22 protein-coding genes are annotated in these 26965 nt (G+C 66.6%); 7 read left to right on the top strand and 15 right to left on the bottom strand.

Translation table 11 applies throughout. The features are described 5' to 3' along the window. The first annotated feature begins 6 nt into the window (after positions 1 to 6). The gene (rplI, locus tag U1737_RS14330) at positions 7 to 603 is read left to right on the top strand and encodes a 50S ribosomal protein L9 (RefSeq protein WP_332797239.1); all 597 of its coding nucleotides are present in this window, start codon (positions 7 to 9) and stop codon (positions 601 to 603) included. A 496-nt stretch (positions 604 to 1099) separates the two neighbouring features. Here the strand turns inward: rplI and U1737_RS14325 are convergent, their stop codons facing one another. The 3 genes from U1737_RS14325 to recR all read right to left on the bottom strand — a co-directional run bounded on the left by U1737_RS14325 (position 1100) and on the right by recR (position 4155). Next, the gene (locus U1737_RS14325; protein ID WP_332797238.1) at positions 1100 to 2551 is read right to left on the bottom strand and encodes a DNA recombination protein RmuC; all 1452 of its coding nucleotides are present in this window, start codon (positions 2549 to 2551) and stop codon (positions 1100 to 1102) included. Between the two features lie 449 nt (positions 2552 to 3000). Beyond that, the gene (gene def, locus U1737_RS14320) at positions 3001 to 3525 is read right to left on the bottom strand and encodes a peptide deformylase (RefSeq protein ID WP_332746280.1); all 525 of its coding nucleotides are present in this window, start codon (positions 3523 to 3525) and stop codon (positions 3001 to 3003) included. 33 nt (positions 3526 to 3558) lie between these two features. Then, a complete protein-coding gene (gene recR, locus U1737_RS14315) occupies positions 3559 to 4155 on the bottom strand; it encodes a recombination mediator RecR (RefSeq protein WP_332797237.1) in 597 nt (198 codons plus the stop codon). Positions 4156 to 4208: 53 nt separating this feature from the next. Between recR and fmt the strand changes: the two genes are divergently transcribed. Both fmt and truA read left to right on the top strand, forming a co-directional pair. After that, on the top strand, positions 4209 to 5135 hold the full coding sequence (fmt, locus tag U1737_RS14310; protein WP_332797236.1) for a methionyl-tRNA formyltransferase: 927 nt from the start codon (positions 4209 to 4211) through the stop codon (positions 5133 to 5135). After that, positions 5132 to 5890 carry a tRNA pseudouridine(38-40) synthase TruA gene (gene truA, locus U1737_RS14305; RefSeq protein ID WP_332797235.1) on the top strand — a complete coding sequence of 253 codons (759 nt, stop codon included), beginning with the start codon at positions 5132 to 5134 and terminating at the stop codon, positions 5888 to 5890. The genes fmt and truA overlap by 4 nt, the downstream gene beginning before the upstream one ends. A gap of 67 nt (positions 5891 to 5957) precedes the next feature. Here truA and U1737_RS14300 read toward each other — a convergent pair whose 3' ends face one another. From U1737_RS14300 to dapA, 11 genes are all read right to left on the bottom strand, one after another. Beyond that, positions 5958 to 7163, bottom strand: coding sequence for a class I SAM-dependent RNA methyltransferase (locus tag U1737_RS14300; protein WP_332797234.1), 1206 nt, complete (start codon positions 7161 to 7163; stop codon positions 5958 to 5960). Further along, complete coding sequence (locus U1737_RS14295) at positions 7160 to 8659, bottom strand: NAD(P)H-hydrate dehydratase (protein ID WP_332797233.1); 1500 nt, start codon at positions 8657 to 8659, stop codon at positions 7160 to 7162. Before U1737_RS14295 ends, U1737_RS14300 begins: the two co-directional genes overlap by 4 nt. Beyond that, positions 8656 to 9069 carry a hypothetical protein gene (locus U1737_RS14290; protein WP_332797232.1) on the bottom strand — a complete coding sequence of 138 codons (414 nt, stop codon included), beginning with the start codon at positions 9067 to 9069 and terminating at the stop codon, positions 8656 to 8658. The genes U1737_RS14295 and U1737_RS14290 overlap by 4 nt, the downstream gene beginning before the upstream one ends. A 130-nt stretch (positions 9070 to 9199) precedes the next feature. After that, positions 9200 to 10921, bottom strand: a complete 1722-nt coding sequence (gene ilvD, locus U1737_RS14285) for a dihydroxy-acid dehydratase (RefSeq protein ID WP_332797231.1) — start codon at positions 10919 to 10921, stop codon at positions 9200 to 9202. A 273-nt stretch (positions 10922 to 11194) separates the two neighbouring features. Continuing rightward, a complete protein-coding gene (locus U1737_RS14280) occupies positions 11195 to 11545 on the bottom strand; it encodes a response regulator (protein WP_248523108.1) in 351 nt (116 codons plus the stop codon). A gap of 49 nt (positions 11546 to 11594) precedes the next feature. Next, positions 11595 to 13970, bottom strand: a complete 2376-nt coding sequence (locus tag U1737_RS14275) for a hybrid sensor histidine kinase/response regulator (protein WP_332797230.1) — start codon at positions 13968 to 13970, stop codon at positions 11595 to 11597. 348 nt (positions 13971 to 14318) lie between these two features. Continuing rightward, on the bottom strand, positions 14319 to 16367 hold the full coding sequence (locus U1737_RS14270) for a M13 family metallopeptidase (RefSeq protein ID WP_332797229.1): 2049 nt from the start codon (positions 16365 to 16367) through the stop codon (positions 14319 to 14321). 120 nt (positions 16368 to 16487) lie between these two features. Further along, positions 16488 to 18560: a M13 family metallopeptidase gene (locus tag U1737_RS14265; protein ID WP_332797228.1), complete on the bottom strand. Its 2073-nt coding sequence runs from the start codon at positions 18558 to 18560 to the stop codon at positions 16488 to 16490. Positions 18561 to 18653: 93 nt separating this feature from the next. Further along, positions 18654 to 19139 (bottom strand): DUF2062 domain-containing protein, encoded by a 486-nt coding sequence (locus U1737_RS14260; RefSeq protein ID WP_187503981.1) that lies wholly within the window; start codon positions 19137 to 19139, stop codon positions 18654 to 18656. Between the two features lie 78 nt (positions 19140 to 19217). Then, positions 19218 to 19700: an SsrA-binding protein SmpB gene (gene smpB / locus U1737_RS14255; protein ID WP_055879372.1), complete on the bottom strand. Its 483-nt coding sequence runs from the start codon at positions 19698 to 19700 to the stop codon at positions 19218 to 19220. A gap of 171 nt (positions 19701 to 19871) precedes the next feature. Further along, entirely contained in the window at positions 19872 to 20756 is an 885-nt protein-coding gene (dapA, locus tag U1737_RS14250; RefSeq protein ID WP_248523093.1) for a 4-hydroxy-tetrahydrodipicolinate synthase, read from the bottom strand. Between the two features lie 111 nt (positions 20757 to 20867). Here dapA and U1737_RS14245 point away from each other — a divergent pair, with 111 nt between their 5' ends. The 4 genes from U1737_RS14245 (at position 20868) to U1737_RS14230 (ending at position 24981) form a co-directional block, all read left to right on the top strand. After that, positions 20868 to 22877 carry a lytic transglycosylase domain-containing protein gene (locus U1737_RS14245; RefSeq protein WP_332797227.1) on the top strand — a complete coding sequence of 670 codons (2010 nt, stop codon included), beginning with the start codon at positions 20868 to 20870 and terminating at the stop codon, positions 22875 to 22877. A gap of 235 nt (positions 22878 to 23112) precedes the next feature. After that, a complete protein-coding gene (gene greB / locus U1737_RS14240; RefSeq protein ID WP_332797226.1) occupies positions 23113 to 23589 on the top strand; it encodes a transcription elongation factor GreB in 477 nt (158 codons plus the stop codon). A 236-nt stretch (positions 23590 to 23825) separates the two neighbouring features. Further along, entirely contained in the window at positions 23826 to 24206 is a 381-nt protein-coding gene (locus tag U1737_RS14235) for a DoxX family protein (RefSeq protein ID WP_332797225.1), read from the top strand. A gap of 10 nt (positions 24207 to 24216) precedes the next feature. Next, on the top strand, positions 24217 to 24981 hold the full coding sequence (locus tag U1737_RS14230; protein ID WP_248523087.1) for an NYN domain-containing protein: 765 nt from the start codon (positions 24217 to 24219) through the stop codon (positions 24979 to 24981). Between the two features lie 125 nt (positions 24982 to 25106). On the opposite strand, the gene U1737_RS14225 is transcribed toward U1737_RS14230, so the two are convergent. Then, entirely contained in the window at positions 25107 to 26612 is a 1506-nt protein-coding gene (locus U1737_RS14225; protein ID WP_282580534.1) for an MATE family efflux transporter, read from the bottom strand. Positions 26613 to 26965: the final 353 nt, after the last annotated feature.

Below are 26965 nucleotides of genomic sequence, written 5' to 3'. Positions count from 1 at the left end.
GCCCACATGGACGTCATTCTGCTTGAGCGCGTCGAAAAGCTTGGTGCTATCGGCGACGTGGTGAAGGTCAAGGACGGTTACGCGCGTAACTTCCTGCTTCCCAACAAGAAGGCGCTTCGTTCGAACGAAGCCAACCGCAAGGTGTTCGAGTCGAACCGTGCGAAGATCGAATCGGACAACGCATCGCGTCGCAGCGATGCCGAAGCCGAAGCGAAGACCTTCAACGACGCGACCGTGACCCTGATCCGTCAGGCGTCGAACACCGGTCAGCTCTACGGTTCGGTCGCGGTTCGCGATCTGGTCGATGCGCTGGTGGCCGACGGTCACAAGGTCGGCAAGTCGGCGATCGTGCTCGACAAGCCGATCAAGGCGATCGGCGTGTACACCGTCAAGGTCGCGTTGCATCCTGAAGTGTCGGTGGCCGTCAAGGTCAACGTCGCACGCTCGCCTGAAGAGGCCGAGATGCAGGCTTCGGGCGTCGACGTGATGTCGTCGATGTTCGAGCGCGACGAAGCCGGCTTCGTCGAGGATTACGATCCGAAGGCAGAGCCCGGCGCCACCGCCGAAGCCCCGCGCGACCAGGAGGAAGAAGCGCAGGGTTGATCCCTTCGCTTCCCTTCTAGCCGATACAGAAAGGCCCGCCCGGAGTGATCCGGGCGGGCCTTTTCTTTTGTGTCTGCGCGACGGCGGTTAGGGGCAGGTAACGCAGGCGCCGATCATCGCGGCGAAGGGGATCAGGGCGCAGAGAACAGGGACTAGGGTTTTCATGACCTGGCGACTCTTTGGGGGTGTTGCCGGAGTTAATGCGCGGGGTCGGGAAAGGTTTCCGGGAGGTGAACGAATTTTGTACCGATCGGTTTTTGGTACGGCCCCTTCGTTTTTCCCCAACCTCCCTCCGTCACCCCGGACCTGTTCCGGGGTCCACGGTTCCGCAATCTCTCCGGCCGTTGAGTTCGCGGAACGGTGGATGCCGGAACGAGCCCGGCATGACGGAGTGGTACAGTACCGCGGCCCTAGCTGTTCCCCCGCGAAGGCGGGGGTCCAGGATAATGGAACGCAGCACTGCTTGATCCTGGGCTCCCGCCTTCGCGGGAGAACATTAAGTGGTGGCGTCTTCTGGCTTCTCGATCAGCGCTGGCCCCTCGCCTAGCGCCAGCGCGTCTACCGACGACACATCCTCCAGGTCACGCGCGCCGGTCTCGATATTCAGGTCGCGGAACTTCCGGCCCGTCACCATCAGGCGCCCGTTGAACGAGTTGGTGAAGCCGTTGAAGTTCTTCACCGCGCTGTTGAGACCGACGCCGACCTTGCGCAGATCGTCTGCAACCTTCGCGAGTCGATCGTGCATTTCCTTGCCGAGTTCGCCGATCTTTCGGGCTTCGTTGGCGAGCTTTTCCTGGCGCCAGACCGCAGCGACCGTGCGGGCGATCGCGATCAGGTTCGTCGGGGTCGCGAGCAGCACGCGCTTTTCGAACGCGAAATCCCAGAGCGTCGGATCGTGTTCTAGTGCGGCCGAGAGGAAATGCTCGCCGGGGACGAACATGATGACGTAGTCGGGCGTGTCGGCGAACTGGCTCCAATAGGCCTTGTTGCCGAGGCCGTTGACGTGGGCGCGCATCGACGCCGCATGGGCGGCGAGTCCGATCAGGCGTTCGGCGTCGTCGACCGCCCCGAACGCATCCTGGTACGCGTTGAGCGAGACTTTTGCGTCGATCACCAAAGCGCGGCCGCCGGGGACGCGGATGATCGCGTCGGGACGCAACCTTGCCCCGTCGTCGCCTACCGCGACCGAGACTTCGGTCTGGAAGTCCGTGTGCTCGCTGAGACCGCAGGTTTCGAGGACGTTCTTCAACTGCTGCTCGCCCCAGCGACCGCGCGACTTGGGGGCGTTGCGGAGCGAGTTGACGAGCTTGGCGGCTTCGGTGGAGACCTTTTCCTGGCCGAGGCGCATCTGTTCGATCTGCCCCTTGAGGTCGCCGAACGCGTCTCGGCGCTCGGCCTCGACCTTGGCGACGCCTTCTTCATAGCGTTGCAGGCGGTCGCTTACCGGTTGGAGCATCGACTTGAGGTTGAGGCCGGCGGATTCCTCGGACTGGCGGAAGCGGGCGTCGGCACGTTCTAGGAAGGTCTTTTGCGCGTCGCTGAGCAGCTTGTTGGCGACGTCGCCGAACTGTGCGGCCATGACGTCTTTTGCCTCGCGGAGTTCGAGGAGGCGCGCTTCGAACGCCTCACCTTGTGCCTTCAGCGTCGCGATTTCGGTGCGGGCTGCGTCGCGGTCGGCGCGGATCGTCGCGAGGTCTATGCGGAGGCGATCGGTGTCGGTGGCGCGCTCGGCGTTCTGCGCGCGGAGCGTGGCGAGGTCCTGCATCGCGGCGTTGCGTTCGCGCTCCACGGCGTCGCGCGCGGTGCGGATTAGCTCGGCGTCGGCAACCTTGGTTTGGGCGACCGCGAGTTCGCTGGCTAAGGTGGCGGCTCGGCGGGAGGCCAGGAGCCAGCCGAGGAGGAGGCCGGCGGCTAGCGCTAGGACGGCGATGATGGCGAACTCAGCCATTTTGCGCGGCCGGGATCGGAGTGAAGTATAGGAAGTATAGACGCTGGCGAAGCATTTCCTGGGGGGGAGATGGACGCGTGAGCGTGCGAGCTTGGGAGGGGGATGGAGACGTCATGCGTGGAACATACGTCGAACGGTTGATGTAGGACAATCGGAATATTGTACGCTGCGGTGGCGGGAGTCTGGGGTTACGGGCGGTGGCGTTCGTGGTCCTGGGCCCCCGCCTTCGCGGGGGAACTAGGGGGCGCTTCCGCTTCCACGGAGAAGAACACCACCCCGGCGGAGGCCGGGGCCCAATTGGAAAGGTCGCAGTAATGGAGAACTGCGCTTAATCAGCACCGTTCCCCAATTGGGCCCCGGCCTTCGCCGGGGTGGTTGCGTTTGGGGTAAACGAGCCGCGCTGTCAGGCACGCACTTTCAGCGCAGACAGCGCCGACACCCACGCTCCCTCACCCCAGCTTGCGCTGCTTGGCCAACTTCTTCAGCACCATGTCGCGCTTGAGGCGGCTGATGTGGTCGATGAACAGGACGCCGTCGAGATGGTCGATCTCATGCTGCATGCAGGTCGACAGCAGTCCGTCGAAATCCTCTTCATGCGCCGCACCGGTCTCGTCGAGCCACTTCACGCGGCACCGCGCCGGACGCGCGACCTCGGCATATTGCTCGGGAATCGAGAGGCAGCCCTCGTTGTAGGTGGAGACTTCGTCGCTGACCGACAGGATCTCGGCGTTGATGTACGCCTTGGGGTTCTTGATCGGCTTGTCCTCCTCGTCCTTCTCCTCCTGGAGATCGATGACGAGGACGCGCTTCTGGACGCCGACCTGGGTCGCGGCGAGGCCGATGCCGTTGAAGTCGTACATCGTCTCGATCATGTCGGCGACGAGCGTGCGGATGGAGTCGTCGACCGTCTCCACCGGCTCGGCGACGAGGCGCAGGCGGGGATCGGGGACTTCGAGAACGGTCATGACGGTCATAGCGCGTCCGCTAAGGTACGCATGCCGGGTGCGTCAAGCCATTGGCCTTCTGGCCCTTAGTGCCTGCGCCAATGTGCCTTCGTCGAGATAGTCGAGTTCGCCGCCAACTGGGAGGCCATGCGCAAGCTGCGTGACGCGGACGGGGAAGCGTGCGATGCGCTCGGCGATGTAGTGCGCGGTGGTCTGGCCTTCGAGCGTGGCGTTCATCGCGAGCACGACTTCGTCGATGCCGCCAGCTTCGATGCGGCGGACGAGGCTGTCGATGCTGAGATCCTCGGGGCGGATGCCTTCGAGCGCGGACAGCCGCCCACCGAGGACGTGGAAGCGGCCGGGGAACAGCCGCGAGCGATCGAGGGCCCATAGATCGGCGACTTCCTCGACCACGCAGAGCGAGCGTTGGTCGCGACGCGGGTCGGCGCAGATCGCACACGGGTTGGTGGTGTCGACGTTGCCGCAGGTGCTGCAGTTCTCCAGCCGCTCGTCGACCGCGGTCAGTGCCTCGCGCAAAGGCCCCAGCGCCGCGTCGCGCTTCTTTAGCAGATGCAGCACGGCGCGACGTGCGGACCGGGGGCCGAGGCCGGGGAGCCGGGCCAGCGCCTGCGTCAGCGCCTCGATCTCGGGGGATGCCATATGGAACAGATAGGGGGTTGCGCGGCTCCCCGCCAGCGTGTTCGAGAGAGGCCATGCGGATCATCTTCATGGGAACGCCGGACTTCGCGGTACCGGTGCTGGAGGCCCTCGTCGCGGCGGGGCATGAATTGGTGGCGGCGTATTGCCAGCCGGCGCGACCGGGCGGGCGGCGCGGGCGCGAGCTGGTGCCGTCGCCGGTGCAGGTTCGGGCGGAGGCGCTCGGGATCGAGGTGCGAACGCCGGTGTCGTTCAAGGCGTCGTTGCCGGACGGGCTGGAGGCTCGCGAGGCGTTTGCCGCCTTGAACGCGGATGTGGCGGTCGTTGCGGCCTATGGTCTTATTCTGCCGCGCGCGGTGCTGGAGGCGCCTCGGTTCGGCTGCCTGAACGTGCATGGGTCGCTGTTGCCGCGGTGGCGCGGGGCGGCGCCGGTGCAGCGGGCTATCCTCGCGGGCGATGCGGAGACGGGGGTCGGGATCATGCAGATGGAGGCGGGGCTCGATACCGGGCCGGTCCGGCTCGAGGGGCGGACGCCGATCGTTGGAAAGACCGCAGGCGACTTGACCGCCGAGCTGTCCGCAATGGGGGCGCGGTTGATGGTCGAGGTGCTGGGCGATCTCGACGCCTACCCTGCTCGGCCGCAGCCCGAGGAGGGCGTCACCTACGCCGCCAAGATCGACAAGGCGGAGGCGCGGATCGATTTCGAGCGGTCGGCGGTCGAAGTCGAGCGGCTGGTCCGGGCGATGAACCCGGCGCCGGGGGCGTGGTTCGAGCATGCGGGCGAGCGGGTGAAGGTGCTGGCGGCGGACGTACTGCCGTTCACGTTTCTTGGGTGCGAGGGGCTGACGGTCAATGCCGAGCTGACGATCGGGTGCGGCGACGGGGCGATCCGGCCGACCTTAGTGCAGCGGGCGGGGCGCGGGGTGACCTCGGCGACGGACTTGCTGCGTGGGTTTGCGATCCCGTCGGGGACGCAGCTTTGACGCGGTTCGCGTTGACGGTGGAGTTCGACGGGCGGCCGTTCATGGGCTGGCAGCGGCAGAAGCACGGGCCGAGCGTGCAGGCGGCGCTGGAAGCCGCGGTGCTGAAGATGACCGGCGAGACCGCGTCCGTGCAGGCGGCGGGGCGGACTGACGCCGGGGTGCATGGACTCGCGATGCGCGCGCATGTCGATATCGAGAAGCCGGTCGCGGCGTTTCGGCTGATGGAGGGGCTGAATGCGCTGGTGAAGCCGGCGCCGGTTTCGGTGCTGGCGTGCGAAATGGTCGACGACGATTGGCATGCACGGTTTTCGTGTGTCGGGCGGTCGTACGAGTACCGGATCGTCAACCGGCGCGCGCCGCTGACGTTCGAGGCGGGGCTGGCTTGGCAGGTGCCTCAGCCGCTTGACGCTGATGCGATGGCAGAGGCTGCGGGCGCGCTGGTCGGGCGGCATGACTTCACGACGTTTCGGTCGGCGCATTGTCAGGCTGATAGTCCTGTGCGGACTTTGGATCGGCTTGAGGTGGTACGCCAGGGGGAGCGTCTATTCGTTTATGCGGCGGCGCGGTCGTTTTTGCATCACCAGGTGCGGTCGATGGTCGGGTGCCTCGCGCTGGTCGGTATGGGGCGTTGGGCGGTTGGCGATGTCGCCAAAGCGCTGGCGGCGAAGGATCGGGCAATGCTGGGGCTCAATGCGCCGCCCGATGGGTTGTTCTTCGTGAGCGCCGTGTACCCTTCTCCGTCATCCCGGACTTGATCCGGGACCCAGAGTTACGAAGCGCAACGTTCGGTACCCTGGGTCCTGACTTTCGTCAGGATGACGGCTAGGGGGCCTCGCGGACGAACTTCGCGGCGAGTTCGACATGCGTCGACCAGCGGAACTGGCCGACCGGCTGGACCCAGTCGATCCGCCAGCCGGCATCGCACAGCTCCTTCGCATCACGCGCGAAGCTGGCCGGGTTGCACGAGACATAGACGATTACCGGCGTCTTGCATTCCGCCAGCGCGGTCGCCTGTTCGCGCGCGCCGGAGCGTGGCGGGTCGATCACTACCGCGTCGAAGCGGTCGAGTTCGGCGACAGTCAGCGGGCGGCGATAGAGATCGCGGTGCTCGGGGTAGACCGGACGCTGGGTGCGATGCGCGGCGGCTTTCAGCGAGCCTAGCGCGTCGCGCGCGCCCTCGGCCGCGTAGACCTTGGCGGGGATCGCGAGCGTGAAGGTACCGAGGCCAGCGAAGAGGTCGGCGACTGTGGCGGGCTTCCCGATCGCTTCAAGAACTGCGGCGGTGAGTGCGGCTTCGCCATCGGGCGTTGCTTGGAGGAACGACGCGGGCGGGAGCGGTACGGGGACGCCGCCAAGCGTGATCGTGACCGCGTCCGGCTCCCAGCGCGTCTCAGGGCCGAGGCCGTCATCGAACGCTACGCGGGCGATACCGTGGTCTTCGCAGAATTTAGTGAGTGCTTCGGCGGCGGGGAGGCCTTCGGGGGCGAACCCGGTGATCAGGATGTCCGCACCCTGGTCGGCGAGCGTCAGGTGGATGTCCGCGCGGCGGCGGAAGTTGAGACGCTTGAGCAGCTGGCGCAAGGGTTGGACGAGCGCGAACAGGCGCGGATCGAGGATCCAGCATTCCTTGATGTCGACGATCGTGTGCGCCTTTTCGGCGGTGAAGCCGAGCGTGATCTTGCCGCCCTTGCCCTCAGCGTGGAGCGTCGCGCGGCGGCGGCTACGTTCGGGGGAGATGTGCGGGGTGCGGATCGGGGCCGACAGGTCCTGGCCGTCGAGCGCGGAGACGATGCGGTCGGTGACGAACTCGGCATAGGCCTGGTCGTCGAGATGCTGGAGCTGGCAGCCCCCGCAGGTCGGGAAATGCACGCAGGGGGGAGTCTGGTGGTGCGGGCCTGGGATCACGGTGCCGTCGGGCGCGAGCGTGTCGCCGGGCGCCGAGAAGGCAGCGTGGCGGCCGTCGGCGGTCATGCCGTCGCCGCGGGCTGCGACGCGGATGATTGTGTCGATATTCGATTCAGAGGTCATAACGATGCTCTGGCGGACCGAAGCGCTTCCGCCAAGTCGTCGGCGATGAACGCGGGCCCCAATCGGCGGGCAGCGTCACCGTGGAGCCACACTCCGGCGGCCGCGGCCTGCAGCGGTTCGAGCTTCGCGGCGAACATCGCGCCGATCGCGCCGGCGAGGACGTCGCCTGTGCCGGCGGTGGAGAGCCAGTTGCTCGCATCCTGCGCGATGCGGACGCGGCCGTCGGGGGCGGCGATGACGGTGTCGGCGCCTTTGAAGACGACGACCGCGTTGGCGCGGACAGCTGCGTCTCGGGCTCGCGTGATCTTATTGGCCCCCTTGGAAGATGGGTCGGATTTGCCGAAGAGCGCGTCGAACTCGCCTGAATGCGGGGTGAGGATCACGGGGACCCTGAGCGCCTTGATCCGGTCAGGGTCGAGCAGGCGGAGGGCGTCGCCGTCGATGATCAGTGGGTGGTTTGAGGTCAGCGCCGCTTCGAGACGGGCCTTGGCGACATCGTCGCGGCCGAGGCCCGGGCCGATCACGAGCGCACCGATCCGGTCGTTGGCGAGGGCTTGGTCGGAGAATGGCGCGCGGACGAGCGCGTGCGGGGGGCCTTGGCTGTCGCAGAGCAGGGTTACGTAGCCGGCGCCGGCACGCATCGCGGCGAGCGCTGCGAGGTCGGACGCGCCTGACATGGTGCCGGCGATGATCGCGACCATGCCGCGGGTATATTTGTGCGAGTCCGGGCCGGGAGTTGGGAGGCTCGGGGCTTTCAGGACTTCGGCTCGGCTGGCGGAAGCGACGCCGATGTCGAGGAGGCGAATATGGCCGCAATAGCGCGCGGCGGGTTGGAGGAGGTGCGCGGGTTTCACTGCGCCGAGGGCTAAGGTGAGGTTGAAGACTGGCGGTTTGCTGAGTGCCTCCCCAGAGTCGGTCGCAAGGCCACTGGGAAGGTCGACGGCAATGCTGAGCTGCGCGGAGTTGGCGAGGAAATGGAGGCGCCCGACAACAGACTGTTCCCCCGCGGACGCGGGGGCCCAGAATAGGCCGTTGAGTGAGCGCTCGGGACTTAGCTGGGCCCCCGCGTCCGCGGGGGAACTGATTAGGGTGGGGGCGGGCTCGGAATCGAGCGGGCGGGTCAGGCCGGTGCCGAACAGCGCGTCCACCAGGATCGCCGCAGGTTTTGCCGCCGCCAGTGTCTCGACCGGGCCGGACCACCCTGCCCTCGCCGCCTTCGCCGCATCCGTCTTCGGCGCCGACAACGCCGCCACGCGGACCGACATCCCCATCTCCGCCAGCACCCGCGCCGCGACGTATCCGTCCCCGCCGTTGTTGCCGGGGCCGCAGACTATCAGGACTTCGTTCGTACCCGCCAACCGACGAACCGCGTGCGCAATCGCAGTGCCGGCGCGGTCCATCAGCGTTTCGACCGAGACGCCGGTGGCGATTACCGCATCCTCCGCCGCGCGCATTTCGGCGGCGGTCAGGATCGCGTGGCCTTCGATGCGGATCATGACGTCTTGGTCACGCTCTTAACGGTGGCCGGGAGGCGGTAGCGAGCGTCGCCGATCGACACCTCGATACCGTTGCCCTCGATCAGGCCGACCTTGGCGACCTCCGCTCCGTCGGCCGCGACGACGCCGCGGCCGTCGTCGGTGATCAGGAGGCGGCGGAACGCGCCATCGGGGTGGCGGATCGTCAGGATTGGACCAGCCTCACCCTTGGCCTGTTCGATCGTGCAGACCGTTTCGAGCGCGGCGGTCCCGCGGGCGCAGGGGATGCGGAGGTCGCCGGCGGACTCCTTGGTCTGTTCGGCTGCGACCTGTCTGCTGGATGGCTTGCCTGGCCCGCATGCCGCGAGGGGGAGCGAGATGAGGGCTAGACCGAGAAGGCGGTTGAGCGTCTTACCGAAGTTGACGAACACCCTACCCCCCGTCATCCCAGCGAAAGCTGGGATCTCCCCGTTCGGGTCGCGGCGCGCGCCAAGCGGGAGACCCCAGCTTTCGCTGGGGTAACGGGTGGAGCGCGTGTCTCGTTTACCTACCCGCGTGGGCTCAGATATCCGCGTAGACATGGGTTTCGGCTGCGGCTCCAGGGTGCGTGACGGCACCCTTGTAGGCCGGGCCGACGGTCTTCGCATAGCGCCACAATGCGCCCGAGCCGTAATCGGTCTTGCGCGGAACCCAGGCCGCACGGCGCGCCGCCATCACGTCCTCGGGAACGTCGAGGTCGATCGTGCCCGCTTCGGCGTCGATGTGGATGATGTCGCCATTCTCGACCAGCGCGATCGGGCCGCCGTCCGCGGCTTCGGGGCCGACATGGCCGATGCAGAAGCCGCGGGTGCCGCCCGAGAAGCGGCCATCGGTGATCAACGCGACGCTCTCGCCCATGCCCAGGCCGTAGAGCGCGGCGGTGGTCGACAGCATTTCGCGCATGCCGGGGCCGCCTTTGGGGCCTTCGTAGCGGATGACGATGACTTCGCCTTCGTTGATCTCGCGGTTTTCGACAGCGGCGAAGGTGTCTTCCTCGCAATCGAACACGCGCGCTGGCCCGCTGAACTGCAGGCGGTGCATGCCCGCGACCTTCACGATCGCGCCATCGGGGGCGAGACTGCCGCGCAGGCCCACGACGCCGCCGGTCGGGGTCAGCGGGGTGTTGATGTCGTAGATGACCTTTTGGTCGGGGTTCCACGTCACCTGGTCGATGTTCTCGCCGAGCGACTTGCCGGTCACCGTCAGGCAATCGCCATTGAGGAACCCGCCCGCGAGCATCGTCTTCATGAGCATGTAGACGCCGCCGGCCTCGTACATGTCCTTGGCGACGTACTTACCACCGGGCTTGAGGTCGGCGATGTATGGCGTGGTCTTGAAGATCTCGGCGACGTCGAACAGGTCGAACTCGATGCCGGCTTCGGACGCCATCGCAGGGAGATGCAGCGCGGCGTTGGTCGAGCCGCCGGTCGCGGCGACGACGCGGGCGGCGTTGATGAACGCCTCGCGCGTGCAGATGTCGCGCGGACGGATATTGTCGGCGAGGCATTCCATGACCTGCGCGCCGGCAGCGACGGCGATCTGTTCGCGCGTGGTGTAAGGTGCCGGCACCATGTTGCTGTTCGGGATCGACAAACCGATCGCCTCGGCGACGCAAGCCATCGTGTTGGCGGTGTATTGCCCGCCGCAGGCGCCGTGGCCGGGGCAGGCGACCTTCTCGAGCGCGTGGACTTCGGACAGCGGGCATGCGCCGGCGGCGTATTTGCCGACGATCTCGAACACATCGACGACGGTGACGTCGCGCTCCTGATAGCGGCCGGGGAGGATCGAGCCGCCATAGACGAACACCGACGGGATATTGAGGCGGAGCATCGCCATCATCATGCCGGGGAGCGACTTGTCGCAACCGGCGAACCCGACGAGCGCGTCGTAGCAATGGCCGCGGACCGAGAGTTCGACCGAATCGGCGATGACTTCGCGGCTGACGAGGCTGGCCTTCATGCCCTGATGGCCCATCGCGATGCCGTCGGTGACGGTGATCGTGTTGAACCGGCGCGGCATGCCGCCGCCCTGGATGACGCCCGCCTGCGCGGCATCGGCCTGCGCATCGAGCGTGGTGTTGCAGGGCGCGGAGTTGTTGCCGGCCGAGGCGAGCGCGACAAACGGCCGCGCGATCTGCTCCTCGTCGAGGCCCATCGCGTAGTAATAGCTGCGGTGCGGGGCGCGTTCGGGACCGACGGAGACATGGCGGCTCGGCAGGCGCGATTTATCGAATGTGCGGGTCATGGCGAACGCCTATGTCGCGGGAGGGGGTATTTACGCAAGAGAGTTGCGTCGAATTTTAGATGAGGAGGGTGATCCTCTTTTCATCATCCTGACGAAAGTCAGGACCCAGGGTTACGAACGATGCGCGGATTGGCTCTGGGTCCCGACTTTCGTCAGGATGACGGGGGAATGCGGTTGTCGTCATCCTCCCCAAGCGGCCGACCCACGCCCGGCCCCTCCCCTCCAGGGGTGAGAAGCAAAAACGGTAGCGTTCTCAGCGCACCGCCACGATGATCAGAGGCCTTCGAGGGCCTTGGCCACGCCGTCCATCGTGAACGGCTTCTGCAAACGGGGACGGTCGCGGAATTCTGGCGCAACACCGTCGTCGCCGCCGCCGGTGGCGAAGACGAAGGGGACGCCCTTGGCCGCCAAGGCTTCGGCGACAGGGGTGCTCTTTTCGCCACCGCGAAGGTTCACGTCGAGGATCGCGCCGTCGACGCCACCCTCTTCGATCCGCTTCAACGCGTCCGCGACGGTGTCGACAGAGCCAGCCACGCCCTTGTCCAGTACCTCGAGAAAGTCCTCGAGCATCATGGCGATCAAGGGTTCGTCCTCGACGATAAGGATCTGCGGGGTAGCGTTCATACTCTGCGCATAGTCGGGATTGTTACGACTTGCCAACATCTTGTTCGAGTCAGCGCGCGGCCAGCACGTCTCGCGCTGCTTCGGCGAGTTCCTGCACCGAGAAAGGCTTTGGCAGGAACGCGACGTTGTCGAGATCTATGGACTTGCGCAACTGCTCCTCGGCATAGCCCGACATGAACAGGATCGGCAGATCGGGATATTTCTCGCGTGCATGGCGGACCATCGTCGGGCCGTCCATCTGCGGCATCACGACATCGCTGATGAGCAGGTCCGGGCGCCCGTGTTTCTCGAGCACTTCCAGCGCGATCTCGCCGTTCTCCGCGGTAAGCACGGTATAGCCCTGCCGCGCGAGCGCACGTTCGGCGACCGCGCGGACCATGTCCTCGTCCTCGACCAGCAGGATCGTGCCGGTGCCCCACAGGTCGACCGGCTTCGGCGCGGGCTTCACGACCGCGGCGCGCGTCGCCGCCGGCGCCGAGTGAACCGGCAGGTACATGGTAAAGGTGGCGCCCTGCCCCAGCTTGCTGTCGGCGAAGATGTAGCCGCCGGATTGCTTGACGATGCCATAGACGGTGGACAGGCCGAGGCCTGTGCCCTTGCCGAATTCCTTGGTCGTGAAGAACGGCTCGAAGATCTTGGGCAGCACGTCGGGCGGGATGCCGGTGCCGGTGTCCTGGACGATCAGCGCGGTATAGTCGGCGACGGGCAGGATGTCGGACGCCATCGCGCGGACTTCGGACGCCGGTACCGCGCGCGTGGTGATCGTGAGCACGCCGCCGCCACGCGCGTTCGCCGAGACGATCGCGTCGCGCGCATTGACCGCGAGGTTGACGACGACCTGTTCCAGCTGGCCCGGATCGGCGCGGACCGGGCCGAGATTGCGGCCGTGGGTCATGTCGAGGCGGACGTTCTCGCCCATCAGGCGCTTGAGGAGGTTGGAGACTTCGGAGACGACGTCCGGGAGCTGGAGGATTTGGGGACGAAGCGTCTGCTGGCGCGAGAAGGCGAGCAGTTGCCGCGTCAGGCTGGCGGCGCGGTTCGAGTTGGTGCGGACCTGCTGGATGTCGTCGTAGTCGCTGTCACCGGGCGAGTGGCGCATCAGCATCAGGTCGCAGTGCCCGATGATCGCGGTCAGGATATTGTTGAAATCATGCGCGACGCCGCCCGCGAGCTGACCGACCGCCTGCATCTTGGTAGCCTGCGCGACCTCGCGCTTGAGGCGGCTTTCCTCGCTATTGTCCTTGAGGCTGAGCAGCACGGCCGCGTCGCCGAGCCCGCGCGCGCCGGCGATGGTGAGCGCGACCGGCTCGTCGGGGTGATCCTTGAGACGGACCGCCATGTCGGCGGAGTGCGTCGCGCCGTTTGCGAACTTGCGGATCGCGTCGGCGACCGCGGCCTTGTCCTCGCGGACAACCAGGTCGCCCGGATAGAGCGGCGGGGCGACCGCGTTCACGCCGGCCGCGCGCAAGAACGAGTCGTTCATCTGCAGGAAGCGGCCGTCGCGATCGACCAGCGCCATCCCGAACGGCATCATGCTGACCAGGCTGCGGACGTGCGCGGAGGCACTGGCGCCGAGTGCGGGCGCGTCCTCCTCGTCGTCGAGCAGCGCGACCAGCACGGGCGCGTCGTCGCCTTCGAGGAACGGGATCTGCAGGACGCGGAGCGGCGTGCCTTCGAGGCCTTCGCGCTCGAACCGGACGAGGCCGCGGCTGTCGGTGATCAGGAAGCGGGCGAAGTCGCGGCCTTCGATCGGGTCGTATTCGTCGCCGCACGCACGCGCTCTCAGCACGCGGTTGGCGGAGCGGACGCGGCCGTCGGGGGACAGCAACGCGGCCATGATGCCGCTGCCGCCGAGCCGGTCTCCGGTCGGTCCGGTCAGCAGCGCGGCGAGCGTCTCGGCGAGGTCGTGCTCCTGCGCGGTGACGAAACGCCAGACGAGCATGTCGGCGTCGTCGCCGGCGCGGGCGATCTGCGCGGAGAGCTGGATGCCCTGCGTGTTGAGGCGCTCGACCTGCGCGGTGCCGTCGCGCCACGCGGAACGGCCGGCGTCGGCGAGCGCGGCGATGCCGGCTTCGTCGAGCGGCAGGCCGGGGGGCGTGGGGAAGCCGGCGAACAACGCTTCGTAGGCGTCGTTGGCGCAGACCAGGCGACCGGCGCGGTCGGTGATGGCGATGGCGTCGGCGCCGGCTTCGGCGACGGTGCGGGTCAGGTCCCAGTCGACCGGACGGGGGGCATCCTTGGCGACCGGATTGAGCAGGCGCCAGGCGATCAGCGCGCCGATGACGATGATGGCGGCGGCGAAGAAACCGGCGGCGGCGATCCAGCTGCCGACGAGCAACAGCACGATCGCGGCGGCGGCAATCCCGGAGGCGATAGCGACGAGCGCAGCGTTACGGGCCGGGGTGGATAAAGCGAACGATGCCATCGGGGGAGTCATCCGCTCAAGCGGGGCTGGGCGTCAAGCGGGATGCTTGATTTGGGCGTGTTCCGAGCACGCACGGCGTTGCGCGTTGGAAGCACCACTCAGGCGGGCGTCATAATCCGAGCGGAACACGGCGTTCAAGCGAAGCACGTCCCCCACCCAACCCCGTCATCCCAGCGAAAGCTGGGATCTTGTCGGTAGGCGCGCGTCGCGTGCCCCGAGGGATACCCCAGCTTTCGCTGGGGTGACGTTGATCAGGTTGCGATGTCCGCCGCGTTGCGAGGCGCTTGTGATCCTGGGCCCCCCGCTTTCGCGGGGGAACAGGGCTTACGGTAATCTCCGGAAAGCCCTTTACCAGATCCGGACGCGCTGCTCCGGGGTCAGATACAGCTTCTGCCCCGGCGTCGGCTTGTACGCTGCATACCAGGGGTCGAGGTTCCGCACGACCCACGCCCGCTGCTGCGACGGCGAGTGAGGATCGGTCAGCAAACGATTGCGCAGGTTCGCTTCACGGTAGTTGCGGCGCCAGACCTGCGCCCAGCCGAGATAGAAGCGCTGGTCGCCGGTGAACCCGTCGAGGACGGGCGCGGTCTTGCCGCCGAGCGCCGTGTGGTACGCGTCGTACGCCACCGTAAGGCCAGCGAGATCGGCGATATTCTCGCCCATCGTGAGTTGGCCCTTCACGTGCATGCCAGGGAGCGGCTCGTACGCGTCGTACTGCGCGCCGAGCTTGCCGGTGAGCGCGTTGAAGCCGGCGATGTCCTTGGCTGTCCACCAGTCGGTGAGCTGGCCCTTTGCGTCGTACTTCGAGCCCTGGTCATCGAAATGATGGCTCAGTTCGTGGCCGATCACCGCACCGATGCCGCCGTAATTGACCGCGTCGTCGGCCTTCGGATCGAAGAACGGCGGCTGCAGGATCGCGGCGGGGAAGACGATCTCGACCATGCCGAAATTGGCATAGGCGTTCACCGTCATCGGCGTCATGCCCCATTCCCAGCGCTGCAACGGCTTGCCGAGCTTGGAAATATTGTCCTGGTGCTGCCATTCGTTCGCGCGCCATTCGTTGCCGAACGCGTCGCCCGACGTGATCGTCAGGCCGGAGAAATCCTTCCACTGGCTCGGATAGCCGATCTTCGGCGTGAACGCGGCGAGCTTGGCGTGCGCCTTGACCTTCGTCTCGGGCGCCATCCATTCGAGCTTGTCGATCCGACGGCCCATCGCGGCGAGCACGTTCTTGACGAGCTTGTCCGCCGCGGCCTTGGTCTCGGGCGGGAAATACTGCGCGACGTAGAGCTTGCTGACCTCGTCATCGAGCGCGCCCGAGGTGAACTGCACGCCCCGCTTCCAGCGCGCCTCCTGCTCGGGCGTGCCGCCGAGGACGGTGCCGTAGAACGCGAACTGCTCGGCGTCGAACGCCTTGGGGAGGACGTCGGCATAGCCGTCGAGCGAGCGGAGGATCAGCTGGTCCTTGAGCACGCCGATCGGCGCGGTCGAGACGAGCTTGGCGATGCCGGTGATCGCGGAGGGCTGCGCGACGATGACGGTCGGGACGGGCGTGCCGATGCCCCTGAAATAGGCGACGAAATCGAAGCCGGGCGCGCGCTTGGCGAGATCGGCGACGGTCATCTTGTTGTAGGTCTTGGTGGCGTCGCGGCTGTCGACGCGGGTCCAGCTGACCTTCGCGATCTCGGTCTCGAACGCGAGCAAGGCGGTGGCGCGGGCCTCGGCATTGGGTTCGCCGGCGAGCGTCAGCATCTTGACGATGTGCGCGCGGTAGGCGTTGCGTGCCTCGACGAGCTTGGCGTCGGTGCTGAGGTAGTAATCGCGGTCGGGGAGGCCGAGGCCGGACTGGCCGAGCGAGAGCGCGTATTGCTCAGGGGACTTGTCGTCCTGGCCGACGCCGCCGCCGAACGGGCCGCGAATGCCGGCGCGGTCGGCTTCGGCGAGGAGGGCGGGATATTGCGCGCGGTCGGTCAGCGCGGCGATTGTCTTCAGCCACGGGCGGATCGGCGCGAGACCCTTCGCCTCGATCGTACCGGTGTCGAGGAAGGTCGCGTAGGCGCGGCCGATCTTCGAGTTCGGGTCCTTCGCGGCGGTGTCAAGGATGCCGCGGGTACGTGTTTCGGACAGGTCGGAGAGGAGGTTGAACGAGCCGTAGTTCGACTTGTCGGCGGGGATCGGGTTGGTCTTCGCCCAATTGCCGTTGGCGAAGGTGTAGAAGTCGTCACCGGGCTGGACGGTCTTGTCCATGCCCTTCTCGTCGAAGCCGAACGTGCCGTATTGGGCGCCGGTCGAGGTGGCTGGAGCGGCTGGCGTTGGCTCAGCCGTTTGCGAGATGGCGGCGGTGACGCCGGTGATGGCGGTTGCGGCGAGCAGGCCGGCGACGATGAACGACTTCATGTTTCTCTCCAAACTTCGTCATCCTGACGAAAGTCAGGATCCAGAGCCGACAGCGGCGCGCGCGTGGCTCTGGATCCTGGGTCGAGCCCAGGATGACGGGGCTCTATGGGACGGCGTCAGTTACCAGATACGGACGCGATTGGCTGGGGCGAGGTAGCTCTTCTCACCCGGCTTGGCGCCGAACGCGGCATACCAAGGATCGAGGTTGCGGACCGTCAGGACGCGCTGATGGCCCGGCGAATGCGGGTCCGACAGGAGCGCCTGCTGGAGCGCCGCGTCGCGGAACTTGGTGCGCCAGACGCCCGCCCAGCCGTAATAGAAGCGCTGGTCGCCGGTCGTGCCGTCGATGATCGGCGCAGGCTTGCCGCCGAGCGACTTGTGATACGCGTCGTAGGCGACCGTGAGGCCGGCAAGATCGGCGATGTTCTCGCCGAGCGTCAGGCCACCCTGGATGTGCTGACCGGGCAGCGGTTCGTACGCGTCGTACTGCTTCACCAGCGCATCGGTGAACACCTTGAAGCGCGCGACGTCCTGCGGCGTCCACCAGTCGGTGAGCTTGCCGTTGAGGTCGTATTTGCGGCCCTGGTCGTCGAAGTGATGGCTGATCTCGTGGCCGATCACCGCGCCGATGCCGCCGTAATTGACCGCCGGGTCCGCCTTTGGATCGAAGAACGGCGGCTGGAGGATCGCGGCCGGGAAGACGACCTCGTTCATCGTCGGGTTGGCGTAGGCGTTGATCGTCATCGGCGTCATGAACCACTCGCCGCGATCGATCGGCTGGCCCAACTTCTTCAGGTCGCGGTCGTATTCGAACGCATTGGCGCGCGCGACGTTACCGACGAGATCGCCGCGCTGGATCTGGAGCGCGGAATAATCGCGCCACGTGTCGGGATAGCCGATCTTCGGGGTGAAGGCGGCGAGCTTGGCGAGTGCCTTGGTCTTGGTCTCTGGCGCCATCCATTCGAGGTTGCGCAAGCGCTCGCCCATCGCGGCGATGACGTTCTTGACGAGGTCGTCGGCCGCGGCCTTCGATGCGGGCGGGAAATACTTCGCCACGTACTGCTGGCCGATCGCCTCGCCCATCGCGCCCGACACGGTCGACACGCCGCGCTTCCAGCGGACCTGCTGCTCGGGCGTGCCGGACAGCGTGGTGCCGTAGAACGCGAAGTTGGTCTTGTCGAAATCGCTCGACAGATACGGCGCGTACGACCGCAGCACCTTGAGCATCGCATAGTCCTGGAGGACATTGATCGGCGTATCGGCGAACACCTTCGCCTCGCCGGTCAGCGCGCTCGGCTGTGCGACGAGGTAGAACGGACGGCCGGTGACGCCCATCGCGGTCATGTACTGCGCCCAAGGGAAGCCCGGTGCCTTCGCGGCGAAATCGGCGGCGGTCCATTTATTGTAGGTCTTGTCCGCGTCGCGGCTCTCGATCCGGGTCCAGTGCGCGGTCGCGAGGCCCTTCTCCATGGCGAACACGGCGGCGGCGCGGGCGGCGGCGTTGGGCTCGCCGGCGAGCGTCAGCATCCGCGTGAGATACGCCTGGTAGGCGGTACGGATGGTGGCGAGCTTCGCGTCGTCCTTGAGGTAGTAATCGCGGTCGGGGAGGCCGATACCGCTCTGGCCTAGGCCGACGACATAGGTGGTGGGGTCCTTATCATCCTGCTGGACGCCGACGCCGACGAGGCCGCCGACGCCCTGGCGCTGGAGCTTTGCGATCTCGGTGACGAGCGCGGTCTTGTCCTTGGTCGCCTTGATCGCGGCGAGCATCGGCTTGACCGGCGTTGCGCCCTTAGCGTTGACGGCGGTCTCGTCCATGAAGCTGGAGTAGAAATCTCCGACCTTGTCGCCGGGCGTCTTCGCCGCGGCATCGAGGATCGTACGGGTGCGTTCGAGCGACAGGTCCTGGAGGACGTGGAACATGCCATAGGACGAGCGATCAGCGGGGATCGGCGTGGTCTTCACCCAGCCGCCATTGGCGTAATCGAAGAAGTCGGTACCCGGCGTCACGCTGGTATCGCGGCCCGCCATGTCGAAGCCGAAATCGCCGATCTGCGGCTTGTTGGCATCCTTTGGCGCGACGGGGCCTTTGGCGGCCTTGGCGAGCGTCGGCGACGGAGCAGCCTGGTTGGTCTGCGCGAAAGCGGAAGCGGCGGACGCGAGCAGGATCACGGTAACAATCGACTTACGCATCAAGGGACCTCGGGAGAAGACTTCAGGATGCGGCGTGTTCTACGCCGATAGGACGGTCCGTCAATTCCAAGCGGTGTCAAATGTTACGAAATACTACGCCGCACGATTATCGTGCCGATGCCGCCACTTGCGCGCGATCCACAGCCGCCAGCCGAGCGCGCTGAGCGCATAGCCGCCGACCGAACAGACGACCGTGATGACCAGAAGACCCAGCGCGGTGGCGGGCCCCGCCTGCATCAGCCACGGGATCCATTCGGTGCGCGCGGCGGCGTTGGCAACGGGCTGGCCGGGAACATGTTCGTCGAGCCGCAGCATCGACGAGCCGATCCAATAGGCGGCGATCCAGAGCGGCGGCGTGGTCAGCGGATTGGTGATGAAGGTGGTCAGCGCCGCGGTTGGCACGTTAGCGCGAAACGGCAGCGCGAAGATTGCGGCTACCGGGGTCTGCGCAACCGGGATCAGGATGCCTGCGACCATGCCGAGCGCAACGCCGCGGGGAACCGATCGCCGTGTGAAGCGCCAGAGTTCGGGCGCGAGCACGCGGTGCGCGACCGGACGCAGCAGCCGGTTCCGCTCCATCGATTCGCGGGTCGGCAAGTTGCGACGCGACCACGCCGCGAGGCGCCCGAAGATACTGCCCGGCGCCTTCGACACAGGCTATCCGCGATCCCGCATGATCCGGCCCTGCTCGCGCTTCCAGTCCTGTTCCTTCACCGAATCGCGCTTGTCGTGGTTCTGCTTGCCCTTGGCGAGCGCGAGTTCGATCTTCGCGCGACCCTTCGAATTGAAGTAGATCATCAGCGGTACGAGCGTCATGCCCTGGCGTGCGACCGCGCCGAACATCTTGTTGATCTCGCGCTCGTGGAGCAGCAGTTTGCGCGGCCGCTTGGGCTCGTGGTTGAAGCGGTTGCCGTGGCTGAATTCGGGAATGTTCGAATTCACCAGGACGACGTTCTTGCCCTTCACCTCGGCATAGGCCTCGGCGATCGATCCCTCGCCGCCGCGCAGCGCCTTCACCTCGGTGCCGGTGAGCGCGATGCCCGCCTCGAACACCTGCTCGATATAATAGTCATACCGCGCGCGCCGGTTCTCGGCGACGATCTTGGTCTTCTCGAAGGTCGGGGGTTTGGGACGTGCCATGGGACGCGCGATGTAGGAGGTCGCGAGGCTTAGGGGAAGCGGGCGCGGTGTTTGCGCTTCCGTTTATTCCCCTGCGCGCCGTCATCCTGACGAAAGTCAGGACCCAGGATTACGGAGCGACGCCCTGCTTGGCTCTGGGTCCTGACTTTCGTCAGGATGACGGAGTGGGTTTCAGGCGAGACGCGCGTGCGCCACGGCCGCATCAACCGCCGCGCGTGACGCCTCACCGGCGGGGGTCATCGGCAGGCGCAGGGTCTCCGGGAAACCTGCCCGTACCTTAGTCATCGCGTATTTCACCGGCCCGGGCGAAGCGTCAGTGAACAGCGCCTCGTGGAGCGGGTAAAGCTGATCCTGATACGCCAGCGCCTTGACGAAATCGCCGGACTGACACGCCGCCTGGAACTCGGCGCAGAGCTTCGGCGCGACGTTGGCCGTCACCGAGATGCAGCCGGTGCCGCCCATGACGTTGAACGCCAGCGCCATGTCGTCATTGCCCGACAATTGGCAGAAGTCGGGACCACACGACGCGCGGTGCTGGGAAACGCGGGCGAGGACGCCGCTCGCATCCTTCACGCCGACGAACACGTCGGGGAACGCCTTCACGATCCGCGCGAGAGTCGCGGGCTGGATGTCGGTCACCGTCCGCGCTGGCACGTTGTAGAGGATGATCGGCAACGGCGTCGTCTGCGCGAGCGCTTCGAAATGACGGAAGATGCCCTCCTGCCCCGGCCGGTTGTAATAGGGCGGCACCATCAGCGCGGCGTCGGCGCCGGCTTCCTTCGCGGCGCGCAGGTTCGCGGACGCGACGCGCGTATCGTTCGAGCCTGCTCCGGCGATCACCGGCACGCGGCCTTTCGCCTGGTCGACGCAGACGCGGACGACGTGGAAATGCTCGTCATAGGACAAGGTCGCCGCCTCGCCGGTGGTGCCGCACGCGACGAGGCCCGACGAGCCCTCGGCGATCTGCCATTCGATGAAGTCGCGGTAAGCCGGTTCGTCGAAGCTGCCATCGGCGGCGAACGGCGTGACGAGCGCGGGAATCGATCCTGAAAACATGCGGTAGCCTGCGTCCATACTAGAAGAGAAGTCTGGCCTGTTGCGCCAAATACCGGGCGAAATCCGGATTTCGTTCAGGACAGATACGGGTTGGAGGCGTATGCTGTCCACATGGTAGCATCGATGTTGAAAACGAGCCTTCTTCTTGCAGTCGTCGCACAGACCGCTGTCTCCTCAGGCGCCATTGGGGATGGGGGTCAGCAGACGCTAGATCGATACAGCACGCAGCTCGCCAATATGGGGCCCAACGCGCAGCCGATGGCGACCGACGGCGCGATCGCCTCGACCATCGCACAGTGGCGGGCGTTGCAACAGACCGACGCGCTGCCGTTCGACAGTTATGCAGGCTTCCTGATGGCGCATCCGGGCTGGCCGAACGAAGCGGCGAACCGGCGTGCGGCTGAGCGCAAGGCGACGACGGGTTCGCCGACCAGCGTGGTCGCGTTTTTCCGCCGCTATCCGCCGCAATCGGCTTCGGGCGGGGTCGCCTATGCGCGCGCTTTGCAGGCAACCGGTGCGCGGGATCAGGCCTATGCCGCAGTCCGGACAGCATGGCGCAGCGCCGGGCTGACGCCGACCGACGAGGCGATGGTGACGTCGGGCTTCCCCGGTGCGCTGAGGCCGGACGACCAGGACGCCCGGATGGATGCGCTGTTGTGGGCGGGTCAGACCGGCGCGGCGCAGCGACAGATCGTTTGGACCAGCGCTGCGCGACGGCCGATATTCCAGGCGCGGCTGGCGTTCCGGATGAATGCGCCGAACGCGTCGGATATCTCGGCCTCGACGCAGAGCCTGTATGCGAACGACGCGGGCTATGTCGCCGACCGGGCACAGTGGTTGCGCAATTCGGGGGCGAGCCCTTCGGCACGGGCGTGGCTGGCGCGGCCACGGTCGCTTGTGACGCGGCCGGGCAATGCGGCGGAATGGTACGAGGTGCTCGTCACCAACGCGAACGGCGCGGCGAACGACGGGCAGTATCAGGTCGCCTACGACATCGCGCGGCAGATCGACGACGCGTATCCGGTTGGTACCGACGTCTCGACGAAATCCTATGCCGAGCGCGACGAATACACCAATCTCGCGTGGCTCGGCGGACGAGTGGCGATGAAGCAGCTCGGGCGGCCGGCGGATGCGATGACGCTGTTCGACCGGTACGCGCGCGGCTCGCGCTCGCCTCAGGTGCGGTCGAAGGGCTATTACTGGGCGGGCCGTGCGGCGGAGGCAGCCGGGTTGGCGCCTCAGGCGGCGGCATTCTACGGCCAGGCGGCAAGCTACCGCGATCAATATTACGGGCAGCTGGCGAACGAGCGGACCGGGCGCCCGCTGGTCGCACCGCCCTCGGTCGCTTCGGTGGCAGTCGATCCAGCCGCACGCGCCGCGTTCGAGCGGCGCGAGACGGTGCGCGCGGTCAAGTTCCTCGGGCAGATCGCCGACTGGCAGGACCAGACCGCGTTCGTCCGCCAGATCGCGGCGGATGCGACGACCGACACCGATCACCTGCTCGCCGCGGAACTGTCGAAGAGCATCAACCGGCCGGATCTGGGCGTAATGGTCGGGCGCAGCGCGCTGGCGAACGGGCTCAGCGATTACTCCGCGGTCGGCTTCCCGATGGTGTCGGTGCCGGCGGGGTATGAGAATAACTGGACAATCATCCACGCGATCTCGCGGCAGGAGAGCCAGTTCGATCGGGCGGCGGTGTCGCATGCAGGAGCTCGTGGGTTGATGCAGCTAATGCCGGCGACCGCGCGCGAGCAGTCGGGGAAGATCGGGCTGGCGTATAACCAGGCGGCGCTGACGACCGATCCGAACATGTCGATCATGCTGGGGTCGAGCTATTTTCAGCGCGTGTACGCCAATTACGGCAGTTATCCGTTGGCGGTGGCGGCGTATAATGCGGGCGGCGGCAACGTGAACAAATGGCTCCGCGCGAACGGCGACCCGCGGACCGGCTCGGTCGATATCATCGATTGGGTCGAGGCGATCCCGTACCAGGAGACGCGCAACTACGTACAGCGCGTGCTGGAGAATGCGGTGGTCTACGACCTGATGAACCCCGCGCGGGCGAAGAGCCGGGGGGCGGCGCGGCTGTCGTGGTATCTGGGGAAGAACCGGCCGGGCTGATCACTTAGTTGATCACTTAAGAGTGTTCCCCGCCCCAAACACTCGTCACCCCAGCGAACGCTGGGGTATCCCGGTTGTCGGTCGGACTGGAGCCGCGGGAGGCCCCAGCTTTCGCTGGGGTGACGGGCGTTGCTGCCGAGATGACAGATGTTGCGGTCGATGTGACGGGCGTTGTGGTCAAGAAGACGGTTGTTGCGGCTAGGGTGACCGATCTCGAGGCGGTATAGCCTCGCGCATGGACCGCCCGAACTACATCACCCCTGCCGGCTACGCCGTGCTCCGCACCGAATACGAGCAACTCCTGTCGACCGAGCGGCCCGCCTTGGTCGAGGTCATCTCCTGGGCCGCGGGCAATGGCGATCGCTCCGAGAACGGTGATTATATCTACGGCCGCAAGCGTCTGCGCGAGATCGACCGCCGGCTTGGCTGGCTGTCGAAGCAGATGAAGGCGGCCAAGGTCGTCGATCCCGCGCAGCAGGAGGACCGCTCGCGCGTGTGGTTCGGGGCCTGCGTGACGGTCGCGGACGAGGATGACGTCGAGCGCGTGCTGACGCTCATCGGTGACGACGAGACGGATGCGAGCAATGGGCGGATCGGCTGGAACTCGCCGTTCGCGCGCGCTCTTCGCGGTGCGGCGATCGGCGATGTGCGCCGGGTGGACCTGCCCGCCGGCGAACGCGAATATGAGGTGATCGCGATCGCGTATCCCTGACTTCACGATCCTCCCCCGCAAGGGGGAGGTGGCTGGCTCTTGTCAGACGGAGGGGGAGGAAAGGGAAACGGTCGTTGCGCGTTCCTCCCCCTCCGTCACCTGCGGTGCCACCTCCCCCTGGCGGGGGAGGATCGTGAGTTGCCCTCGCGAACGATCCGTTTCGATTTACGCGAATTGACCCTGCCCCGCGCCCGTGTGACGTTTCGCCCTCGCAACGACACCCAAGGACGTCCGCCATGCCGATACCCGCCACCTGGTCCGCCCGCCTGCTCAGCGTCATGCGCATCGTCGTCGCACTCGTCTTCTTCAGCCATGGCATCTCGAAGTTCTTCGGCCTGCCCCCCTTCCCGATGCCGATGAACCCGCTGCTCTACGTCGCGGGGATCCTCGAAGTCGTCGGCGGCGGCATGCTGATCATCGGCCTGTTCACGCGACCGGTGGCGTTCGTGCTGTCGGGGATGTCCGCGGTCGCCTATTTCCTAGCGCATTTCCCGCAAGGCCCCTTCCCGATCGCCAATGGCGGCGAGCCAGCGGTGCTCTACTGCTTCGTCTTCCTGTACCTCGCCGCAGCGGGTGGCGGCGCGTGGAGCGTGGACGCGGGGCGCGGGCGCGGCTAATCCTGCGCGCATGATCGATACCACAACGCGCAACGTCGCCCTCCTGATCGACGCGGACAACGCGTCCGCCGCCACGCTCGACCCGGTGCTGACCGTCCTTGCCGAACTCGGCACGGTCAACGTCCGGCGGGTCTATGGTAATTGGTCGAAGCCTGCGCTGAAGGCGTGGAGCGACATGTCGATCAAGCATGGCATCGAGCCGCAGCAGCAGTTCGACCTGACCAAGGGCAAGAACGCGACCGACATGAAGATGACGATCGACGCGATGGACCTGCTGTTCCGCGGGCGCATCGACGGCTTCGGCATCATGTCGTCGGACAGCGACTTCATGCCGCTCGCCACGCGCATCCGCCAAGATGGCATCCCGGTGTACGGCTTCGGCACCAGCCGCACGCCGGAGGGATTCCGCCAGGCGTGCACCCGGTTCATCGACGTCGGCGCGCTGAACGAGACGTCGCAGGCGATGCCCGCCCCGGCCCCCGCCGCCGTCGCTGGCGAGAAGGCAGCGGCGCCAGCGCCCGTCGCTCGGCCGAAGACCGCACAGCCGATCGACGAGCAGGTCATCAAGCTGCTGATCGACGCCTACAACGCCGTAAAGCGCGACGAGAAGGGCTATGCCAGCGTCGCCGAACTCGGTCAGCTCGCAGGCAACCGGTCGAGCTTCGACGCGCGCAACTACGGGTTCAATCGGCTGTCGGACCTGATCGAGACGATCCCGAACTTCCAGCATGAGCGCCGCGAAGGTGGCCGGTCGTTCGTCAAACGCCTGCGGTAATCTTCCCCCCTCCCTGGAAGGGAGGGGTCGGGGGTGGGTCGGCTTCCGTATCATCGAACGTCGGCGGCAAAGCTGCCCTACCTACCCCCAGCCCCTCCCTTTCAGGGAGGGGAGCGCGTTTCGCCTTAACCCGTCGGGTGCAACCGCCCGCCCGGCTCGCTCATGCCGTGCGCCTGTTCCTCGCTGTCGTCGGGAACCACCAGCGCGCCCTTTCGCCAGTTGCCATAGCGATAATACCACGCCGCGATCGCCAGCGTCGCAAGCGACCCCAGCGGGAAGCTCCACCACAACGCATCCGCCCCGAGCCACGGTTTCGCCAGCAACGCAAAGCCGATCCGCACCGGATACAGCGCAACGATCAGCGCGATCAGCGGCGCGATCACCGCCCCGTTCGCGCGGACCGTCGAGAACAGCACCATCGTCATGCCGAACAGGATGAAGTTCCAGCTCGCGATCAGCTGGATATGCCGCGCGATCGGCAGCGCGGGGCTATCGCTGCCGATGAACAGCGTCATCACCGGGCGGTCGAACAGGATCACCACGCCGACCATCGCGCCGGTCAGCGCCACGTTGAACAGCAGGCCGTACTTCGTGATGTCGCCCACCCGGTCCCAGCGGCCTGCGCCGATATTCTGCGCCGCCATCGAACTGACCGCAGCCCCGATCGCCAGCGCAGGCATCTGGATATAGGTCCACAACTGCTGCGACACCGCATAGGCCGCCGCGGTATCGACACCGAGTCGGTTGACCAGCCCGACCATCGCCAGCCCTGCGGTCGACATGACGAGCATCTGCGCGCCCATCGGCAGGCCCTTCCGCACGATCGTCCCGGCCAGCGCGCGCTCGGGGATCAGGTAGCGGAGTTCGTTGCCGCGCAGCCGCAGCGGCAAGTCGCGCTTGTAGATGTAGACGATCAACCCGAGCAGCGAGACGTGGCTTGCGATCAGCGTCGCCATCGCCGAGCCGGCAATGCCCATCTGCGGGAACGGGCCGATTCCGGCGATCAGCAACGGATTGAGACCGCTGTCCAGCAGCGCGCTGAGCAGCATGAACCAGAGCGGCGTCATCGAATCGCCGGTGCCGCGCAGGCCCATCATCAGCAGCACCATCATCATCGACGCGGGCAGCCCGAGGAAGATCACGCGCAGATAGGCAAGTGCAAGCGGCATCGCGTCGCCGGGTGTGGCGAGCAGATGCAGGATTTCGGGCGCGAACACCCAGCCGAGCGCGGCGATGATGATCGCCCCGCCCAGGACCAGGCCGACGGCGGAGCCGAACGCGCGGCGTGCGCCTTCGAGATCGTGGCGGCCGAAGCTCTGGCCGACCAGGATCGTCGCAGCCATGCCGAACCCGAACACCGCGCCGAAGGTGAGGAACATGATGATGTTGGCGTTCGAGGTGGCGGCGAGTGCGCCCTCGCCGAGATAGCGCCCGACCCAGATCGCGTTGATCGAGCCGTTGAGCGACTGGAGGATGTTCGAGCCAAGCGTCGGGAGCGCGAACGCCAGGAGTGTGCGGCCGATATGCCCGGTGGTGAGGTCGCGCTGGCCGGGTTTGCCGCGGGGACGACTAGGCGATCCCGCGTTGGAGGGCTCGCTTGGGACGGCGCCAAGCTGCCGGTCGGATTGCAGATCGCTCACACAGTCACTCCGTCATGCCGGACACGTTCCGGCATCCACCGATGTACGCGCGCGCCTTATCGGCGGTACGCCTAGCCGCGGAGTGAACGCCGGGACAAGCGGGTAGGTCCCCCGCTCCGAACTAAGCGCGCCTTGTCTCCCCCGCGAAGGCGGCGATCCAGATTGGGCTCCCGCCTTCGGGGGAGAACAATACGTAGGGCGTGGCATGGCCAGCACACACAATCCAACGTTCCACCCAAACCGTCACCCCAGCGAAAGCTGGGGTATCCCCGTTGTCGGGTAGCCGTTGCGTTTACTCACCGGGATACCCCAGCTTTCGCTGGGGTGACGGGCGGATGGACGAA

This window comes from Sphingomonas fucosidasi, from assembly GCF_036663855.1.
Classification (GTDB): Bacteria; Pseudomonadota; Alphaproteobacteria; order Sphingomonadales; family Sphingomonadaceae; genus Sphingomonas; species Sphingomonas faeni_B.
The sequence above is the reverse complement of the archived record's forward strand: the minus strand, read 5'-3'. Positions and strand labels throughout refer to the sequence as shown.

What these genes read in the sequence shown, in the direction of transcription:
- U1737_RS14245 (WP_332797227.1), top strand. Translation starts at nt 20,868, where the DNA reads ATGGTAGCATCGATGTTGAAAACGAGCCTTCTTCTTGCAGTCGTCGCA.
- U1737_RS14265 (WP_332797228.1), bottom strand. Translation starts at nt 18,560, where the DNA reads ATGCGTAAGTCGATTGTTACCGTGATCCTGCTCGCGTCCGCCGCTTCC.
- rplI (WP_332797239.1), top strand. Translation starts at nt 7, where the DNA reads ATGGACGTCATTCTGCTTGAGCGCGTCGAAAAGCTTGGTGCTATCGGC.
- U1737_RS14295 (WP_332797233.1), bottom strand. Translation starts at nt 8,659, where the DNA reads ATGATCCGCATCGAAGGCCACGCGATCCTGACCGCCGCCGAAATGCGC.
- dapA (WP_248523093.1), bottom strand. Translation starts at nt 20,756, where the DNA reads ATGTTTTCAGGATCGATTCCCGCGCTCGTCACGCCGTTCGCCGCCGAT.
- smpB (WP_055879372.1), bottom strand. Translation starts at nt 19,700, where the DNA reads ATGGCACGTCCCAAACCCCCGACCTTCGAGAAGACCAAGATCGTCGCC.
- ilvD (WP_332797231.1), bottom strand. Translation starts at nt 10,921, where the DNA reads ATGACCCGCACATTCGATAAATCGCGCCTGCCGAGCCGCCATGTCTCC.
- U1737_RS14280 (WP_248523108.1), bottom strand. Translation starts at nt 11,545, where the DNA reads ATGAACGCTACCCCGCAGATCCTTATCGTCGAGGACGAACCCTTGATC.
- U1737_RS14235 (WP_332797225.1), top strand. Translation starts at nt 23,826, where the DNA reads ATGCCGATACCCGCCACCTGGTCCGCCCGCCTGCTCAGCGTCATGCGC.
- U1737_RS14230 (WP_248523087.1), top strand. Translation starts at nt 24,217, where the DNA reads ATGATCGATACCACAACGCGCAACGTCGCCCTCCTGATCGACGCGGAC.
- U1737_RS14300 (WP_332797234.1), bottom strand. Translation starts at nt 7,163, where the DNA reads ATGACCTCTGAATCGAATATCGACACAATCATCCGCGTCGCAGCCCGC.
- greB (WP_332797226.1), top strand. Translation starts at nt 23,113, where the DNA reads ATGGACCGCCCGAACTACATCACCCCTGCCGGCTACGCCGTGCTCCGC.
- U1737_RS14270 (WP_332797229.1), bottom strand. Translation starts at nt 16,367, where the DNA reads ATGAAGTCGTTCATCGTCGCCGGCCTGCTCGCCGCAACCGCCATCACC.
- def (WP_332746280.1), bottom strand. Translation starts at nt 3,525, where the DNA reads ATGACCGTCATGACCGTTCTCGAAGTCCCCGATCCCCGCCTGCGCCTC.
- U1737_RS14325 (WP_332797238.1), bottom strand. Translation starts at nt 2,551, where the DNA reads ATGGCTGAGTTCGCCATCATCGCCGTCCTAGCGCTAGCCGCCGGCCTC.
- fmt (WP_332797236.1), top strand. Translation starts at nt 4,209, where the DNA reads ATGCGGATCATCTTCATGGGAACGCCGGACTTCGCGGTACCGGTGCTG.
- U1737_RS14275 (WP_332797230.1), bottom strand. Translation starts at nt 13,970, where the DNA reads ATGGCATCGTTCGCTTTATCCACCCCGGCCCGTAACGCTGCGCTCGTC.
- recR (WP_332797237.1), bottom strand. Translation starts at nt 4,155, where the DNA reads ATGGCATCCCCCGAGATCGAGGCGCTGACGCAGGCGCTGGCCCGGCTC.
- U1737_RS14260 (WP_187503981.1), bottom strand. Translation starts at nt 19,139, where the DNA reads ATGGAGCGGAACCGGCTGCTGCGTCCGGTCGCGCACCGCGTGCTCGCG.